The sequence below is a fragment of the Saccharothrix sp. NPDC042600 genome (assembly GCF_040647305.1).
Classification (GTDB): Bacteria; Actinomycetota; Actinomycetes; order Mycobacteriales; family Pseudonocardiaceae; genus Actinosynnema; species Actinosynnema mutabilis.
Map to the genome: position 1 here is coordinate 1 of NZ_JBEZBW010000152.1, position 13,917 is coordinate 13,917.

15 protein-coding genes and 1 pseudogene are annotated in these 13,917 nt (G+C 72.0%); 10 read left to right on the forward strand and 6 right to left on the reverse strand.

What is annotated here, in order from left to right; translation table 11 throughout:
• Window positions 1-317: 317 nt before the first annotated feature.
• The 3 genes from AB0A74_RS40290 to AB0A74_RS40300 form a co-directional block, all read right to left on the reverse strand.
• On the reverse strand, window positions 318-1,211 hold the full coding sequence (locus AB0A74_RS40290; RefSeq protein ID WP_358258149.1) for a carbohydrate ABC transporter permease: 894 nt from the start codon (window positions 1,209-1,211) through the stop codon (window positions 318-320).
• Window positions 1,211-2,089, reverse strand: a complete 879-nt coding sequence (locus AB0A74_RS40295) for a sugar ABC transporter permease (protein WP_358258170.1) — start codon at window positions 2,087-2,089, stop codon at window positions 1,211-1,213. Before AB0A74_RS40295 ends, AB0A74_RS40290 begins: the two co-directional genes overlap by 1 nt.
• Window positions 2,090-2,213: 124 nt before the next feature.
• Window positions 2,214-3,446 (reverse strand): extracellular solute-binding protein, encoded by a 1,233-nt coding sequence (locus AB0A74_RS40300; RefSeq protein ID WP_358258151.1) that lies wholly within the window; start codon window positions 3,444-3,446, stop codon window positions 2,214-2,216.
• Window positions 3,447-3,699: 253 nt separating this feature from the next.
• On the opposite strand from AB0A74_RS40300, the gene AB0A74_RS40305 reads away from it, so the two are divergent.
• Both AB0A74_RS40305 and AB0A74_RS40310 read left to right on the forward strand, forming a co-directional pair.
• Complete coding sequence (locus AB0A74_RS40305) at window positions 3,700-4,749, forward strand: LacI family DNA-binding transcriptional regulator (protein ID WP_343935533.1); 1,050 nt, start codon at window positions 3,700-3,702, stop codon at window positions 4,747-4,749.
• Window positions 4,750-4,856: 107 nt separating this feature from the next.
• A complete protein-coding gene (locus AB0A74_RS40310) occupies window positions 4,857-5,960 on the forward strand; it encodes a LacI family DNA-binding transcriptional regulator (RefSeq protein WP_358258153.1) in 1,104 nt (367 codons plus the stop codon).
• 19 nt (window positions 5,961-5,979) lie between these two features.
• Here the strand turns inward: AB0A74_RS40310 and AB0A74_RS40315 are convergent, their stop codons facing one another.
• Window positions 5,980-6,654, reverse strand: coding sequence for a hypothetical protein (locus tag AB0A74_RS40315; protein ID WP_358258155.1), 675 nt, complete (start codon window positions 6,652-6,654; stop codon window positions 5,980-5,982).
• A 135-nt stretch (window positions 6,655-6,789) separates the two neighbouring features.
• On the opposite strand from AB0A74_RS40315, the gene AB0A74_RS40320 reads away from it, so the two are divergent.
• From AB0A74_RS40320 to AB0A74_RS40330, 3 genes are read left to right on the forward strand one after another with little or no spacing between them, the layout of a single operon-like run.
• Window positions 6,790-7,281, forward strand: a complete 492-nt coding sequence (locus AB0A74_RS40320) for a carbonic anhydrase (RefSeq protein WP_358258157.1) — start codon at window positions 6,790-6,792, stop codon at window positions 7,279-7,281.
• Window positions 7,282-7,325: 44 nt separating this feature from the next.
• A complete protein-coding gene (locus tag AB0A74_RS40325; RefSeq protein WP_358258158.1) occupies window positions 7,326-8,195 on the forward strand; it encodes an A/G-specific adenine glycosylase in 870 nt (289 codons plus the stop codon).
• 1 nt (window position 8,196) lies between these two features.
• Window positions 8,197-8,706, forward strand: a complete 510-nt coding sequence (locus tag AB0A74_RS40330; protein ID WP_358258160.1) for a 2'-5' RNA ligase family protein — start codon at window positions 8,197-8,199, stop codon at window positions 8,704-8,706.
• Here the strand turns inward: AB0A74_RS40330 and AB0A74_RS40335 are convergent.
• Window positions 8,655-9,398, reverse strand: coding sequence for an alpha/beta hydrolase (locus tag AB0A74_RS40335; protein ID WP_358258161.1), 744 nt, complete (start codon window positions 9,396-9,398; stop codon window positions 8,655-8,657). The two genes, AB0A74_RS40330 and AB0A74_RS40335, sit on opposite strands and share 52 nt — an antisense overlap.
• A gap of 17 nt (window positions 9,399-9,415) precedes the next feature.
• Between AB0A74_RS40335 and AB0A74_RS40340 the strand changes: the two genes are divergently transcribed.
• Genes AB0A74_RS40340 through AB0A74_RS40350 form a run of 3 tightly spaced genes read left to right on the forward strand, consistent with a single transcriptional unit; the run spans window position 9,416 to window position 12,021 of the window.
• Complete coding sequence (locus AB0A74_RS40340; RefSeq protein ID WP_358258163.1) at window positions 9,416-10,888, forward strand: M1 family metallopeptidase; 1,473 nt, start codon at window positions 9,416-9,418, stop codon at window positions 10,886-10,888.
• A 17-nt stretch (window positions 10,889-10,905) separates the two neighbouring features.
• Window positions 10,906-11,217: an antibiotic biosynthesis monooxygenase gene (locus AB0A74_RS40345; protein ID WP_309110385.1), complete on the forward strand. Its 312-nt coding sequence runs from the start codon at window positions 10,906-10,908 to the stop codon at window positions 11,215-11,217.
• Window positions 11,218-11,223: 6 nt separating this feature from the next.
• Window positions 11,224-12,021 (forward strand): Sir2 family NAD-dependent protein deacetylase, encoded by a 798-nt coding sequence (locus AB0A74_RS40350; RefSeq protein ID WP_358258165.1) that lies wholly within the window; start codon window positions 11,224-11,226, stop codon window positions 12,019-12,021.
• Between the two features lie 2 nt (window positions 12,022-12,023).
• On the opposite strand, the gene AB0A74_RS40355 is transcribed toward AB0A74_RS40350, so the two are convergent.
• Window positions 12,024-13,031 carry an endonuclease/exonuclease/phosphatase family protein gene (locus tag AB0A74_RS40355; protein WP_358258167.1) on the reverse strand — a complete coding sequence of 336 codons (1,008 nt, stop codon included), beginning with the start codon at window positions 13,029-13,031 and terminating at the stop codon, window positions 12,024-12,026.
• 52 nt (window positions 13,032-13,083) lie between these two features.
• Here AB0A74_RS40355 and pcp point away from each other — a divergent pair, with 52 nt between their 5' ends.
• Together pcp and AB0A74_RS40365 are read left to right on the forward strand one after the other, a co-directional pair.
• Window positions 13,084-13,713 (forward strand): pyroglutamyl-peptidase I, encoded by a 630-nt coding sequence (gene pcp / locus AB0A74_RS40360; protein ID WP_358258169.1) that lies wholly within the window; start codon window positions 13,084-13,086, stop codon window positions 13,711-13,713.
• A 111-nt stretch (window positions 13,714-13,824) separates the two neighbouring features.
• Window positions 13,825-13,917, forward strand: a pseudogene (locus AB0A74_RS40365) (5,6-dimethylbenzimidazole synthase); the annotation flags it as partial.

Consider the following 13,917-nt stretch of genomic DNA (forward strand, 5'->3'; position numbering starts at 1 on the left):
GGGCGGGCGACGCGGGCCAGGCGGGCGGCGCGGGCCAGGCGGGCGGCGCGGGCCAGGCAGGCGGCGCGGGTCAAGCGGGCGGCGCGGGCCAAGTGGGCCGAGCCAGCGGCAGCCAGGCGAGCGGCGCGGGCCGGGCAAGCAGCGCGAGCCGGGGTGGCACGTGCCGTTCGTGGTTCGGGCGGTGTGGGCCGGCTGCCGCCCCCGGTTCCATTGTCCCACCGGGGTACGACAATCCGGCTGCCCACGGCGGACCGGCCCGCGGACGCACGCGAGCCGCACCACCCCGCGGAGTGGTGCGGCTCGGACGGCCGAAATCCTCAGCCCTTGACCGCGCCCGACGACAAGCCCGTCACCAGGAACCGCTGGACCAGGTAGAACACCACGATCGCCGGGATCGCCACCAGGATCGACGCCGCCGCCAAGTGCCCCCACTCGGTCCGGTTCTGCTGGACGAAGACCTGCAGGCCCACCGCCAGCGTCTTCGACTCGTCCGCCGCCGACAGGAACGCCGAGGCGAACGCCACCTCACCCCAAGCCGTCAGGAACGCGTAGAACGCCGTCACCGCCAACCCCGGCCGCGCCAGCGGCAGCACCAACCGCCAGAAAACGCCGAACGGCGACAGCCCGTCCACCCGCCCGGCCTCGTCGATGTCGGTCGGGATGGTGTCGAAGTACCCCTTCAGCATGTACGTGCAGAACGGCACCGCGGTCGTGCAGTACACCAGCACCAGGCCGATGCTCGTCCCCTGGATCCCCAGCGTCAGCAGGATGTTGTAGAGCGGCACGATCAGGACCGCGAACGGGAACATCTGCACGACCAGGAACGACAGCATCAGCGACCGCTTGCCCGGGAACCGGAACCGCGACGCCGCGTACCCCGTGGTCGCCGAGAGGAAGACCGCGATGAGCGTGGTCATCAGCGCGATCAGGATCGAGTTGCCGAACCACGCCAGGAAGTTGCCCTTCTCCCCGGACAGGATCCGCACGTAGTTGTCCACACTGGACTCGTTCACCAGCTTGGGCGTGGTCTCCACGGCCCGCGCGTCGGGCTTGAACGACGTGACCAGCACCCAGAACACCGGGAACACCGCGATCAGCGACGCGACGACCAGCGCCGCGTGCAGGCCGATGCTCGCCCCGACCGAACGCTCGGCGCGCTTGAGCGAGCCGCGTCGGGGAGCCGCCTTCAGGGACGCCGCTTCGACCGTCATCACCACACCTCGCCTTGCCTGCGCAGAGCACGCCGGTAGACGCTCGCGAACACGAGCAGGACGGACAGGATCAGCACGCCGTACGTCGACGCCACGGCGTAGTCCCGGGAAGCGCCCGAGAAGAACCGCTCGAACGCGTACGTCACCAGGATGCGGGTGTTCGGGTTCGGGCCGGTGATCAGGTAGATCACGGCGAACATGTTGAACGTCCAGATGATGCCCAGCAGCACCACCGTGCTGGACACCGACTGCAGACCGGGCAGCGTCACGTGCCGGAACCGCTGCCACGCCGACGCGCCGTCCATCTCGGCCGCCTCGTAGAGGTCGCCGGGGATCGACTGGAGACCGCCGAGCAGCGCGACCATCATGAACGGCACGCCCAGCCAGATGTTCACGACCATGACGGCGACCAGCGCCCAGTCGGACTGGCCCAGCCACACGGGGTCGGGCAGGCCGATCGCGCGCAGGAACTGGTTGATGATCCCGTACTGCGCGTTGAACATGTACTTCCACGCGAACGCGCTGATGAACGCGGGCACCGCCCACGGCAGGATCAGCAGGACGCGGTAGACGGTGCGGCCCCTCACCTGGCGGTTGAGCAGCAGGGCCAGCACCAGGCCGATCGTGTAGTGGAAGAACACGCAGCCGAAGGTCCAGACGAGCGTGCGGACCAGGGTGGACCAGAACGACCCGTAGCTGGCGTCGCCGGACAGGACGTTCAGGTAGTTGTCCAGGCCTACGACCGTGTACGCGGCGGGGCGGTCCAGGACCGGGTTCGCGATGTTGCCCTCGTTGATGTTCGTGAAGGTGAAGAACACGCCTTGGGCGAGGGGGAGCAGCACCAGCACGGCGATGACCACCACCACCGGCAGCACCATCGCGTACGCGTACCAGTGCCGGTCCAGGAACCTGCGCACTGTCGCCTCCTTGTGTGGGTGGGGTGGGACGCCGGGGCGGGGAGGCGCCGGGCGTCGGCGGGACGCCCGGCACCTCACGACCACGTCAGCCGATGGAGTACTCGGTGACGACCTGGTCCTTGTACGCCTTGGCGACCTCGTCCAGGGCGGCCTTCGGCTCCTTCTTGCCGGCGAGCACGTCGGCGTAGGCGATCTTCAGCGGGTCGAACAGCTGGCCGCCCTCGGGGATCCACGGGCGGGCGTGGGCGGCGGTGGCCACCGGCTGGAAGGCGGAGACGACCGGGTTGGCCTTGACCTCGGCGTTCTCGTAGGCGCTCTTGCGGGTGGGCAGCAGGCCCAGCTCCTTGGCCACCTGGACCTGCGACTCGGTGCTGCTCATGCACGCGATGAGCTTCTGCGAGCTGTCCTTGGCCTTGGTGCCCTGGCGGATCACGTAGTCGTGGCCGCCCACCGGGGCCGAACCCTTGCCGGCGGTCTCACCGGGGACCGGCGCGATGCCGAGGTTGGCCTTGTCGGTGAACGCGGTGCCCTTGAGGTAGTCGGCGACCGACCACGGGCCGTTGATCACCATGGCGACCTCGCCGCCGCTGAAGGCGGCCTGCATGTTGTTGTACGAGTTGGCCGGGTCGAGGGCCGTGGAGGCGGCCTTCGCGTCCAGCAGGCCCTTGGCGGTTTCGAGGGCCTTCACGTTCTGCGCGGAGTTCACGACGATCTTCTTCGCGTCGGCGTCCACCAGGTCGCCGCCGGCGCCGTAGATGAACGGCAGCGCGTAGTAGGCGTCGTTGTTGATGAAGATGGTCTTCTCGCCGCCGAGCTTCGCGGCGGCGGCCTTGACCTCTTCCCACGTCTTCGGCGGCTCGACGCCGGCGTCCGCGAGCTTCTTCTTGTTGTAGAAGAGCGCGAGGCTGTCGGTCACCTGCGGCACGCCGTAGGTCTTGCCGTCGTACTTGGTGGAGCCCAGCGGGGTCTCCAGGAAGTCGGCCGTGTCCTTGGCCAGGTCGGTGCCGGACAGGTCCATGACGTAGCCGAGCTTGGCCAGCTGCGGCACCCAGGCCACCTCGGCGCGGAACACGTCGGGGCCCTGGCCGCCCTGCGCGGCGGTCTTGTAGTTGTTCAGGGCCTGGTCGAAGGCGACCGTCTCGGTCTTGACCTTGTAGCCGCCCTTGGTCGCGCAGTCCTGCGCGATCTTGGCGAACACCGGGCTCTCGTTGGGGCCGCTGGTGTCCCAGAACGTGACCTCGCCGCTGTCGGCCGACGAGGTCCCGCCACCCCCGCCGCACGCGGTGAGGGTGAGGGCGCCGGCGATGCCTGCTGCCACGGCGGTCACGAGGGTGGTACGTCGCATCGTTGCTGTCGTCCCTCCTGCTGGCCTCGTCGCGACGAGGGTTCTGCAAGAACTTGCGAAATTGTTGCCGTGGATTTCATACCCCCGAGTACTGCTCGGTCAAGGGTCTGCACGTAACCGAGCCGTAACGGCGGCGGCCGAGCGGGCGAAACACCGGCAAGCGTTGCAAATTTTTGCTGGGGCGTGCAGGCTGCAGCCCGAAGTGGATCGTTCTGGAGGAGGCGCGGTGTCCGGTCTGTCCGAGATCGCCAGGGCGGCCGGCGTGAGCATCTCGACGGTGAGCCGGGTGCTCAACCGGCGACCCGGCGTGAACGACGAGACGCGGCAGCGGGTGCTGGCCGTGCTCGCGGAGATGCCCTACACGCCCCGGGGCCTGGGCGCGTTGCAGCGCACCGGGGTCATCGGGCTGCTGGTGCCCGAGCTGTCCAACCCGGTGTTCCCGGCGTTCGCCGAGGCGCTGGAGGTGCGGGCGGCGCGGCTGGGGTACTCGTCGCTGCTGTGCAACACGCGGGCGACCGGGGCGGCGGCGATGGGCGAGGAGGAGTACGTCCGGATGCTGCTCGCCCGCGGCGTCGAGGGCATGGTGTTCGTGTCGCCGGAGATCACCAACGTCGAGGTGCCGCTGGGGCAGGCGCCGCGGCCCAGCTACTACGCGAAGCTGCTGGCCGACGGCGTGCAGATGGTGTTCCTGAACGGGGCCACGCCCTCGCTGGACGTGCCCGACGTGACCGTGGACGAGCAGCACGCGGGGTACGCGGCGACGCGGCACCTGGTGGAGCTGGGGCACCGGCGGGTCGGGTTCGTCTCGGGACCGGCGCGGTCGCTGCCGTCGCGGCTGAAGCGGGCGGGGTGGGCGGCGGCGCTGGAGGAGGACGGGCTGCCGGCCGGCGCGGAGTTCGTGGCGCACGGGCCGTTCGGGCCCGAGGGCGGCGCGGAGGCGGTCGCCGCGTTGCTGGACACCGTGCGACCCACGGCGGTGATCTGCTCGTCGGACCACATGGCGATCGGCGTGTTGCGGGAGGCGCACCGGCGCGGGTTGCGGGTGCCCGGCGACCTGTCGGTGGTGGGGTTCGACGACATCCCGCTGGCCGCCTACTGCCTGCCGTCGCTGACCACCCTGGCGCAACCCATCGAGGAGATGGCGGCGGCGGCCGTGGACGAGTTGGTCCACCGGCTGGACCCCGATCGGCGCAGGCGTCCGCCGGGCAACTACACGCGTGTGTTCCGCCCCCGGCTGGTCGTCCGGGAGACCACCGCGCCGCCCGCATTGGTTTAGACCAATGTTTTGCGAAACAACATAGCCCTACCTGCACAGATGACTTTTTGCAGGGACGGTGGTCACCCCCACTTCTGTAATTGGTTCTGAACCGTTACGGTCACTTCATGGCGCGGTCGATGCATGTGCGACGCCCCGCGACGCTCGCCTCACTGGCGGCTGAGCTGGGTGTTTCCCGGACAACGGTGTCCAACGCGTACAACCGTCCCGACCAGCTCTCACCGGAGCTGCGACGCCGGGTGTTGGAGACAGCGAGACGACTCGGGTACCCGGGGCCCGACCCGGTGGCCCGTTCCCTGCGCACGCGCAAGGCGGGGGCGGTGGGCCTGCTGCTCACCGAGAACCTGTCCTACGCGTTCCGCGACCCGGCGGCGATCGGGTTCCTGGAAGGCCTGGCGCTCGCCTGCGAGGACGCCGGCACCGGCCTGCTGCTGGTCCCGGCGAACCCCGAGCGCGAGGACGTGGCGGCCGTGCACCGCGCCGGTGTGGACGGCTTCGTCGTCTACTCCGTGCCCGACGACGACCCGCACCTGGCCGCCGTGCTGGAGCGCCCGGTGCCCACCGTGGTGTGCGACCAGCCGGACCTGGGCAACGTCGACCGCGTCGGCATCGACGACCACGCCGCCATGAACAGCCTCGCCAAGCACCTGATCTCGTTGGGGCACCGCCGGATCGGCGTGGTGTGCATGCGCCTGGCCCGCGACCGCAACGACGGGTACGTGACCCAGGAGCGCCAGCGGTCCGCGCACTTCCACGTGCAGCGGGCGCGCCTGGCCGGCATCGCCGAGGCGTTCGGCGAGGTCGGCGTGGACTGGGCGGGCGTGCCGGTGGTGGAGCGGTTCGACCACACCATCGCCTCCGGCGCGTCGGCCGCGGCCCAGGTGCTCGACCGCGACCCGCAGATCACCGCGCTGATCTGCACGTCCGACATCCTCGCGCTGGGCGCGCTGGGCGAGGCGCGCAAGCGCGGGCTCAACGTGCCGCACGACCTGACCGTGACCGGGTTCGACGGCATCCGCGAGGCCGAGCAGGCCGGGCTGACCACGGTCCGCCAGCCGGTGCTGGAGAAGGGCCGCGCGGCGGGCAAGCTGCTGCTGGACTCCGCCGAGCGCACCCGGCCGCGTTCGGTCACGCTGACCACCGAACTGGTCGTCGGCGCCACCGCCGCCTCGCCGCGCGGCGTGGTCGAGGAGCGCTGGTTCGGTCCGTGACCGCCGGGCCGGGGAGGTCTCAGGTCATCCGGAAGACGACCGGATCGCTCGCCTTCCCGGCCACCCACGCGGTGAGCAGGTAGTCCCCCGGCCCCAGCCGGGTGTGCTTCGCGCAGCCCGGCTCCGACGTGGTGCCGCGCCACTTGATGCCGAAGTCGAACACCTCGCCCGGCCGCAGCACCCGCACCTCGGACCCGCCGGTGTTGAAGCAGTCGTTGCTGGACCACAGGCGCGTCGCGCCGTCCACCGACGACACGACCAGTTCGCGCACCGCCCGGCCGATCTCCTTCGCGCACGGCAGCGGCCCGGTGTTGGACACCAGGATCTTGAACCCGACCTGCTCGCCGACCGGGTAGGACGCCTTCTCCACCTCCGCCCGCACGCTGACCTGCGCGGCGTCGCACGGCTGCGGCGGTCCCGGCGGCGGCGTGGGCTTGGGCGGCTCGGCGGCCGGCGGCGGTGGGGGCGGCGGGGTCGTCGAGGACGAGGACGGCGCGGTCGGCGTCTCGGCCTGCGGCGGCGGGCTGGACGAGCCCGCGGCGACGGGCGTGGCGTCCAGCGCCGGGTCGCCGCGCCCGGCGAGCGCCCCGACCACCCAGACGACCAGCACGAGCGCCGCGACCGCGCCGCCGGCGGCCAGCGCGCGGCGCCGCCGGTACACGGTGGGCGGCAGCGGGCCGGAGGGGTCGATCACGCGCTCGAACGTAGCCGGGGACCCGCTGATCTCGGCGGAAGCCGAGGTCGCCCGATGCGGTGAACGTGACGCACACCCGATTCACTTGCCGGCATCCGGGACGCGGGTTCCAATCCGGGGGACACGGAGGTGACCATGACGTCGATCGACGAGCTGCTCCGCCGCAACGCCGAACTGGGCGACGCCGTCCCCGGCGACCGCTCCTCGCCCAGGCCCTCCCTCCAGGTGGCCGTCCTGACCTGCATGGACTCGCGCATCCGCGTGTTCGAGATCTTCGGCCTGAAGCAGGGTGAGGCGCACGTGCTGCGCAACGCCGGCGGTGTGGTGACCGACGACATGATCCGCTCCCTGGCGCTGTCCCAGCGCAAGCTGGGAACCCGCGAGGTGCTCCTGGTGCACCACACGAACTGCGGCCTGGAACTGGTCACCGAGGACGCGTTCAAGGACGAGCTGGAGAAGGACACCGGCATGCGCCCGACGTGGTCCGTGGAGGCGTTCAAGGAGGTCAAGGACAGCGTCCGCAACTCCATGAACCGCCTGCGCCACAGCCCGTACGTGCCGCACCGGGACAACGTGCGCGGGTTCGTCTACGACGTCCACACCGGCGAGCTGAGCGAGGTCGTCTAGGCCGGGAACCCGGGCGGACCGGTTCTGGAACACTGGCGCACGCTATGAGCCTGGACGCGCAGACCCTCATCGACTGGTTCGCCGACACCGCCCGCGACCTGCCCTGGCGGCGGTCCGACTGCACCGCCTGGGGCGTGCTGGTCAGCGAGATCATGTTGCAGCAGACGCCGGTCGCCCGGGTCGAGCCGATCTGGCACGAGTGGCTCGCGCGGTGGCCCAAGCCGTCCGCCATGGCCGAGGCCACGCAGGGCGAGGTGCTGCGGGCGTGGGGCAAGCTCGGGTACCCGCGGCGGGCGCTGCGGCTGCACGCCGCCGCCCAGGCCATCGCCACCGAGCACGACGACGTCGTGCCCGACGACGTGGACACCCTGCTCGCCCTGCCCGGCATCGGCGCGTACACCGCCCGCGCGGTGGCGGCTTTCGCCTACGGGCAGCGCGTCCCGGTGGTGGACACCAACGTGCGGCGGGTGGTCGCGCGGGCCGTGCACGGGGCCGGGGACGCCGGACCGCCCTCGACCACCAAGGACATGAGGGACGTCGAGGTCCTGCTGCCCGAGGACGACGCGGCGGTGTTCTCGGCGGCGTTGATGGAGCTGGGCGCGGTCGTCTGCACCGCCCGGTCGCCGCGGTGCGCGGACTGCCCGGTGTTCGAGACCTGCGCGTGGCAGCTCAACGGCCGACCGGCCTACGACGGGCCGGCCAAGGCGGTGCAGAAGTTCGCGGGCACCGACCGGCAGGTGCGCGGGCTGCTGCTGGACGTCCTGCGCGGCACCGTCGAGCCGGTGGCGAAGGCGCGGCTGGACCGGGTGTGGTCCGACGCGGGCCAGCGGGACCGGTGCCTGCACTCGCTGCTGGTGGACGGCCTGGTCGAGCAGACCGCGGACGGCCGGTTCGCGCTGCCCGGGGAGCACTGACGTGCACGCGCTGGTGGTGTTCTTCGACGCCGAGGCCGACGCGAAGGTCCGCGAGCTGTGGCGGCGGATCGGCTCGACGTTCGAGTACCCGCCGCACCTGACCTTCGCCATCGCGGGCGCGATCGGGCCGAAGGTCCGGGCGGAGCTGCGCGAGGACCTGTCCCGGCTGTGGCTGCCCGACCTGTACCTGCACACCCTGGGCGTCTTCGCCACCACCGAGAACGTGCTGCAGCTGGGCGCGGTGGTGGACGGCGAGCTGCTCGCGGTGCACTCGGCGATCCACGACGTGCTGGCGGGCCGGGTCAAGGACCCGCAGGCCTACTACCTGCCGGGCAACTGGGTCCCCCACTGCACGCTCGCCCACGGCGTGGACGACGAGGCGCTGGTCAAGGCGTTCGCCGCGGTGCACCCGGTGGGGACCATCCGCGCCAAGGTCCGCGAGATGTCCATTGTGGACACTCAGACCGGCGGGATCGACCCGCTCAGGAAGGCCTCGACCGCGCCCCGGTAGACGTCCGGGGCCTCGTCGTGCACCACGTGCCCCGACTCGGGCACCAGCAGGTGCGCACCGCCGGTCCGCCGCGCCACCTCCGCCATCTGCCCGGCGCGCAGCCCGCCGCGACCGGCCTCGATGGTCAGCGTCGGGCAGCGGATGGCGTCCACGAAGTCCCAGTACGACCGGACGCCCCACTCGGCCGCGATCTCGTAGAGGTCCTCGATGTCGGCGATCAGGTGCCAGCCGTCGGCGCGCTCCTCGAACATCTCCTCCACGCGCGGCACCCGCACGACCGACTTCACGTGCGCCAGGGACTCGAACACCGGCCACGAGTCGAAGTACCAGCGCCACTCGTCCACCGTGCGGCCGGTGTTGTCCGGCACCACGTCCTCCGCGACGACGCCCGCCACCAGGTCCGGCCGGGTCGCCGCGAGCGCCCACGCGTGCAGGCCGCCCATCGAGTGCCCGATGACGACGGCGGGCGCGAGGTCGAGGCGTTCGACCACCTCGGCGGCGTCGGCGACGAAGTCCTCGGTCCGGTAGGGACCCTTCCGCGGGTTGCGGCCGTGACCGCGGGCGTCGGTGGCGACCACCCGCCCGTACGGCTTGAGCCACTGCGCGACCGTCCACCACGTCGAGGCCCGGCTCATCAGGCCGTGCAGCAGCAGGATCCCGCGTCCCGATCCACCGAACTCCGCAACGCTCATGCGTGCATCATGTCGGCATGGCACTCAGCCCCAAGGCCCGCCCTTACCTGCTCGTCGCCGCACTGGTGCCGGCGGTCGTCGGGGTGCTGGTCGCCAAGACGCCCGCGGAGACCGGCCGCCCGGTCGCGGTCCCGCCCACCAGCACGCCGCCGGTGGTGAACGAGGTCGGCGGGGACGGCGCGGGCGACCCGTACTACCCGCAGGACGGCAACTCCGGCTACGACGTCAGCGGCTACGACATCGCCATCAGCTACGACCCGGCCACGAAGCACCTCGACGGGCAGGCGCGGATCACGGCGGTCGCCACGGCCGACCTGAGCCGGTTCAACCTCGACCTCCACCAGTTGGAGGTCACCGAGGTGACCGTGGGCGAGGAGAAGGCGCGGTTCGCGCGCGAGGGCGACCACGAGCTGGTCATCACGCCCGTGCAGCCGCTGCGCCGCGAGCAGCGGTTCGTCGTGACCGTGACCTACGCGGGCGAGCCGACCGTGGTGCAGGACCGGGCGCTGGGCCGCAGCGGCTGGCAGATCTCGGCGTCCGGCGGCGCGTTCGCGGCGGGCCAGCCGCACTCGGCGACCACCTGGTTCCCCGCCAACGACACCCCGCGCGACAAGGCCACGTTCAAGCTCGCCGCGCGCGTGCCGGACGGGTGGTCCGCGGTGTCCAACGGCGTCGAGGAGGGCTCCACCAGCGAGGGCGGCTGGACCACGTTCCGCTGGAACGCCCCGCAGCCCATGGCCACCTACCTGACGACCGTGGCGATCGACAGGTGGACGTTCGACCGGTCCACGCTGCCCGACGGGACGCCCGTGGTCAGCGCGTACGCGCCGGGCGCGCTGGACGCCCGCGCCGACCACCGGCGGCTGCCCGAGGTGATCGAGTTCCTGTCCGGGAAGTTCGGGCCGTACCCGTTCCAGGCGGCGGGCGGGATCTTCCTGGTCGACAACATCGGGTTCTCGCTGGAGACCCAGACGCGGCCGATCTACGCGCAGTGGGCCGACCTCGACACGATGGTCCACGAGAACGCGCACATGTGGTTCGGCGACTCGGTGTCGCTGCGGTCGTGGTCCGACATCTGCCTCAACGAGTGCTTCGCCAGCTACGCGCAGTGGCTGTGGGAGGAGGGCAAGGACGGCGCGGACCTGGACGAGCGGTTCCGCTCGGAGGTCGCCCGGACCCGGAACTCCGAGTCCTACTGGGGCCGCAAGCTCTACGACATGGGGCGCGGCAACGAGTTCCGCGGCGTGTACGACAAGGGCCAGCTCGCCGTGCACGCCCTGCGCCGCCAGGTCGGCGAGGCGGCGTTCGACCGGGTCCTCAAGGAGTGGACGGCCAAGCACCGCGACGGCAACGCGTCGTGGCCGGAGTTCGAGGAGCACGTGGAACGGGTGTCGGGGCAGGACCTCGACGCGTTCTTCGCGGCCTGGTTCCGCGGCGCCGAACTGCCGCCGTCCGACGACCTGCTCTACCCCGGCTCCCTGCGCCGCTGACTGCTACCGTCGGGGGCATGGCGGTTGTGAAGATCAACGCGATCCACGTGCCCGACGGTTCCGGCCCGGAGCTGGAGAAGCGGTTCGCCGCGCGGCTCGGGGCGGTCGACTCGTCGCCCGGCTTCCTCGGGTTCCAACTGCTGCGCCCGGTGGCCGGCGACACCCGGTACTTCGTGGTCACGCACTGGGAGACCGACGAGGACTTCAAGAACTGGCTGGGTGGCTCCGCCCGGGAGGCGCACTCCGGCGAGCGCGCGAAGCCCGTGGGCACCGGCTCGGACCTGCTGGAGTTCGAGGTGGTCCTGTCGTCGGAACCGAAGAAGTCCTGATCGCCTTTGAGTGATCTCCAGCGGGCCGCGGAGCTGATCGCCGGGGCGGACGCGGTGCTGGCGTGCGCGGGCGCGGGCATGGGGGTCGATTCCGGCCTGCCCGACTTCCGCGGCGACCACGGGTTCTGGCAGGCGTACCCGCCGTACGAGCGGCTGGGGTTGAAGTTCGTCGAGCTGGCCGACCCGGTGCACTTCGCGGACGACCCGACGCTCGCGTGGGGCTTCTACGGGCACCGGCTCGACCTGTACCGGCGGACCGTGCCGCACGCCGGGTTCGGCGTGCTGCGGGACTGGGGCGCGCGGGTGTTCACGTCGAACGTGGACGGGCAGTTCCAGCGGGCCGGGTTCGCCGACGTGGCCGAGGTGCACGGGTCGATCCACCACCTGCAGTGCGTCGAGCCGTGCACCGACGAGGTGTGGGCGGCCGACGACGTGGTGGTCGAGGTCGATCCGGAGACGATGCGGGCGGTGTCGCCGCTGCCGTCGTGCCGCAACTGCGGTGGGCTGGCGCGGCCGAACATCCTGATGTTCGGCGACTGGGCGTGGGTGCCCGACCGGAGCCGGCGGCAGTTGGACGCGTTGACCGAGTGGCGGCGGGGCAAGCGGAACCTGGTCGTGCTGGAGCTGGGCGCGGGGTTGGCGGTGCCGACCGTGCGGCGGCAGGCGGAGCTCGCCAGTGCCGCGTCCGGGGCGCTGATCCGGGTCAACCCGCGCGAGCCGGACGTGCGGCACGGGCGCGGGGTGTCCCTGCGGATGGGCGCCCTGGAGGCTTTGGCAGCCTTGGCCGACCTCGTTCCGCGCTAGTCCTACGGTCCCGGGACGACGAAGCGGGCGATCACGGCCCGGTGGTCCGAGCCGGGGAGGTCCACCACGTCGAAGTCCTCCACCGGGCAGCGGCCGTCGACCAGGACGTGGTCGATGGTGACCGGCGGCGGCCACACGCCACCGCCGGACGGCCAGGTCGGCTCCAGGCCGGCCCCGACCTGGTCGGCGGCGTCCACGTAGCCCTGGTTGAGCAGCCGGCGCATGCCGACGTGGTCGAGGGTCGAGTTGAAGTCGCCGGCGAGGACCCGGACGAGGCCGTTGTGGTCGGGTTCGGGCAGGCCGGCCATGTCGCGCTGCCACTGGTCGGGGCCGTCGGTGACGACCGGCGGCATGGGGTGGACGGAGACGACCTCCAGGTCCGGGCCGGGCAGGTCCACCAGCGCGCCGGCCTGGCCGAGGCTGCTCGGGGCGGCGAGGGTGCGCGGCGTGAGCGGGAAGCGGGAGGCGATGCCCGCGCCGGACGCGCCGGGGGCGTCCAGGAAGACGCGGTGCGGCAGGACGTCGTCGAGGCCGGCCCGGTCGAGGTCGGCGACCATGGCCGGGGTGAGCTCCTGGAAGGCGAGGACGTCCACCTCGTGCTCGCGCGCGGTCCGGACGACGGCCTCGGCATCGGCGATGCCGACCAGCAGGTTCGCCGCCATGACGCGCACGGTGAACCCGACCCCGTTGGGCCGCGGGTCGGGGAAGGCGCGCGGCGCGACGGCCGCCACCAGCACCAGGGCGACCAGCAGGACCACGGTCCCCACCGCCCACCGCCGCAACACCAGCGCCAACGCGCCGAGCAGCACACCGGCCGCCGTGGTGTACGGGACGAGGGCCGTGGTGGCGATCATGTACCGGGTGCCGTCGATCCCGAGGAACCGGAGCCCGGCCGCCGCCAGGAACGCGATCGCCGCCGTCACCAGCAGGAACGTGACGACCTTGCGCCGTGGCCGCTTGGTCCTCTGGGGTGCCGCTCCGCCGCTGCCACGTTCCCGGGTGTCCACCACGAGGTCCAGTGTGCCCGGACATCCGGGTGACCCGGCGATCTAGGCTGCTCGGGTGAGAGTTGTGCTGACGGGCTTCGAACCGTTCGGCGGCGACCGGACCAACCCGTCGTGGGACGCCGTGAGCCGCGTGGTGCCGACCGGCTACGAGCTGGTGACCGCGGAACTGCCGTGCTCGTTCGCGGAGTCGGTGCCGGCGCTGCGGGCGTTGGTGGCGGAACACCGGCCGGACGTGGTGGTCTGCGTCGGGCAGGCGGGCGGCCGGGCGGCGATCACGCCGGAACGGGTGGCGATCAACCTGGACGACGCGCGGATCGCCGACAACACGGGCGCCCAGCCCATCGACGAGCCGGTCGTCCCGGACGGCCCCGCGGCGTACTTCACGACCCTGCCGGTGAAGGCGTGCGTGGCGGCGCTGCGGGAGGCGGGCATCCCGGCGGCGGTGTCGCACACGGCGGGGACGTTCGTCTGCAACCACGTCTTCTACGCGCTGATGCACCTGGTGGCCACCGAACACCCGGGCCTGCGCGCCGGCTTCGTGCACGTGCCCTACGCGCCCGAACAGGGCCACGCGGACGCGCCGAGCCTGCCCATCGACACGGTGGCCGAGGCCCTGAACCTGATCATCACCACCACCCTGACCACGACAACCGACCTCCCCACCACAGCCGGCACCCTCCACTAGCCCACCACCCGCGCACAGCCCGCCACCCGCCGCAGCCCGCCACCCGCCGCAGCCCGCCACCCGCCGCAGCCCGCCAGCACGCGCCCGCCAGCCCCAGCCGGCGCGCCGACGGCGTTCCGCGACCACGTCCAGGCCGAGCGCAGCGTGTTCGCCACCGAACTCGACGGCGAGCGGGCCGAGACGTTCGCGCGGATCAAGGTCGAG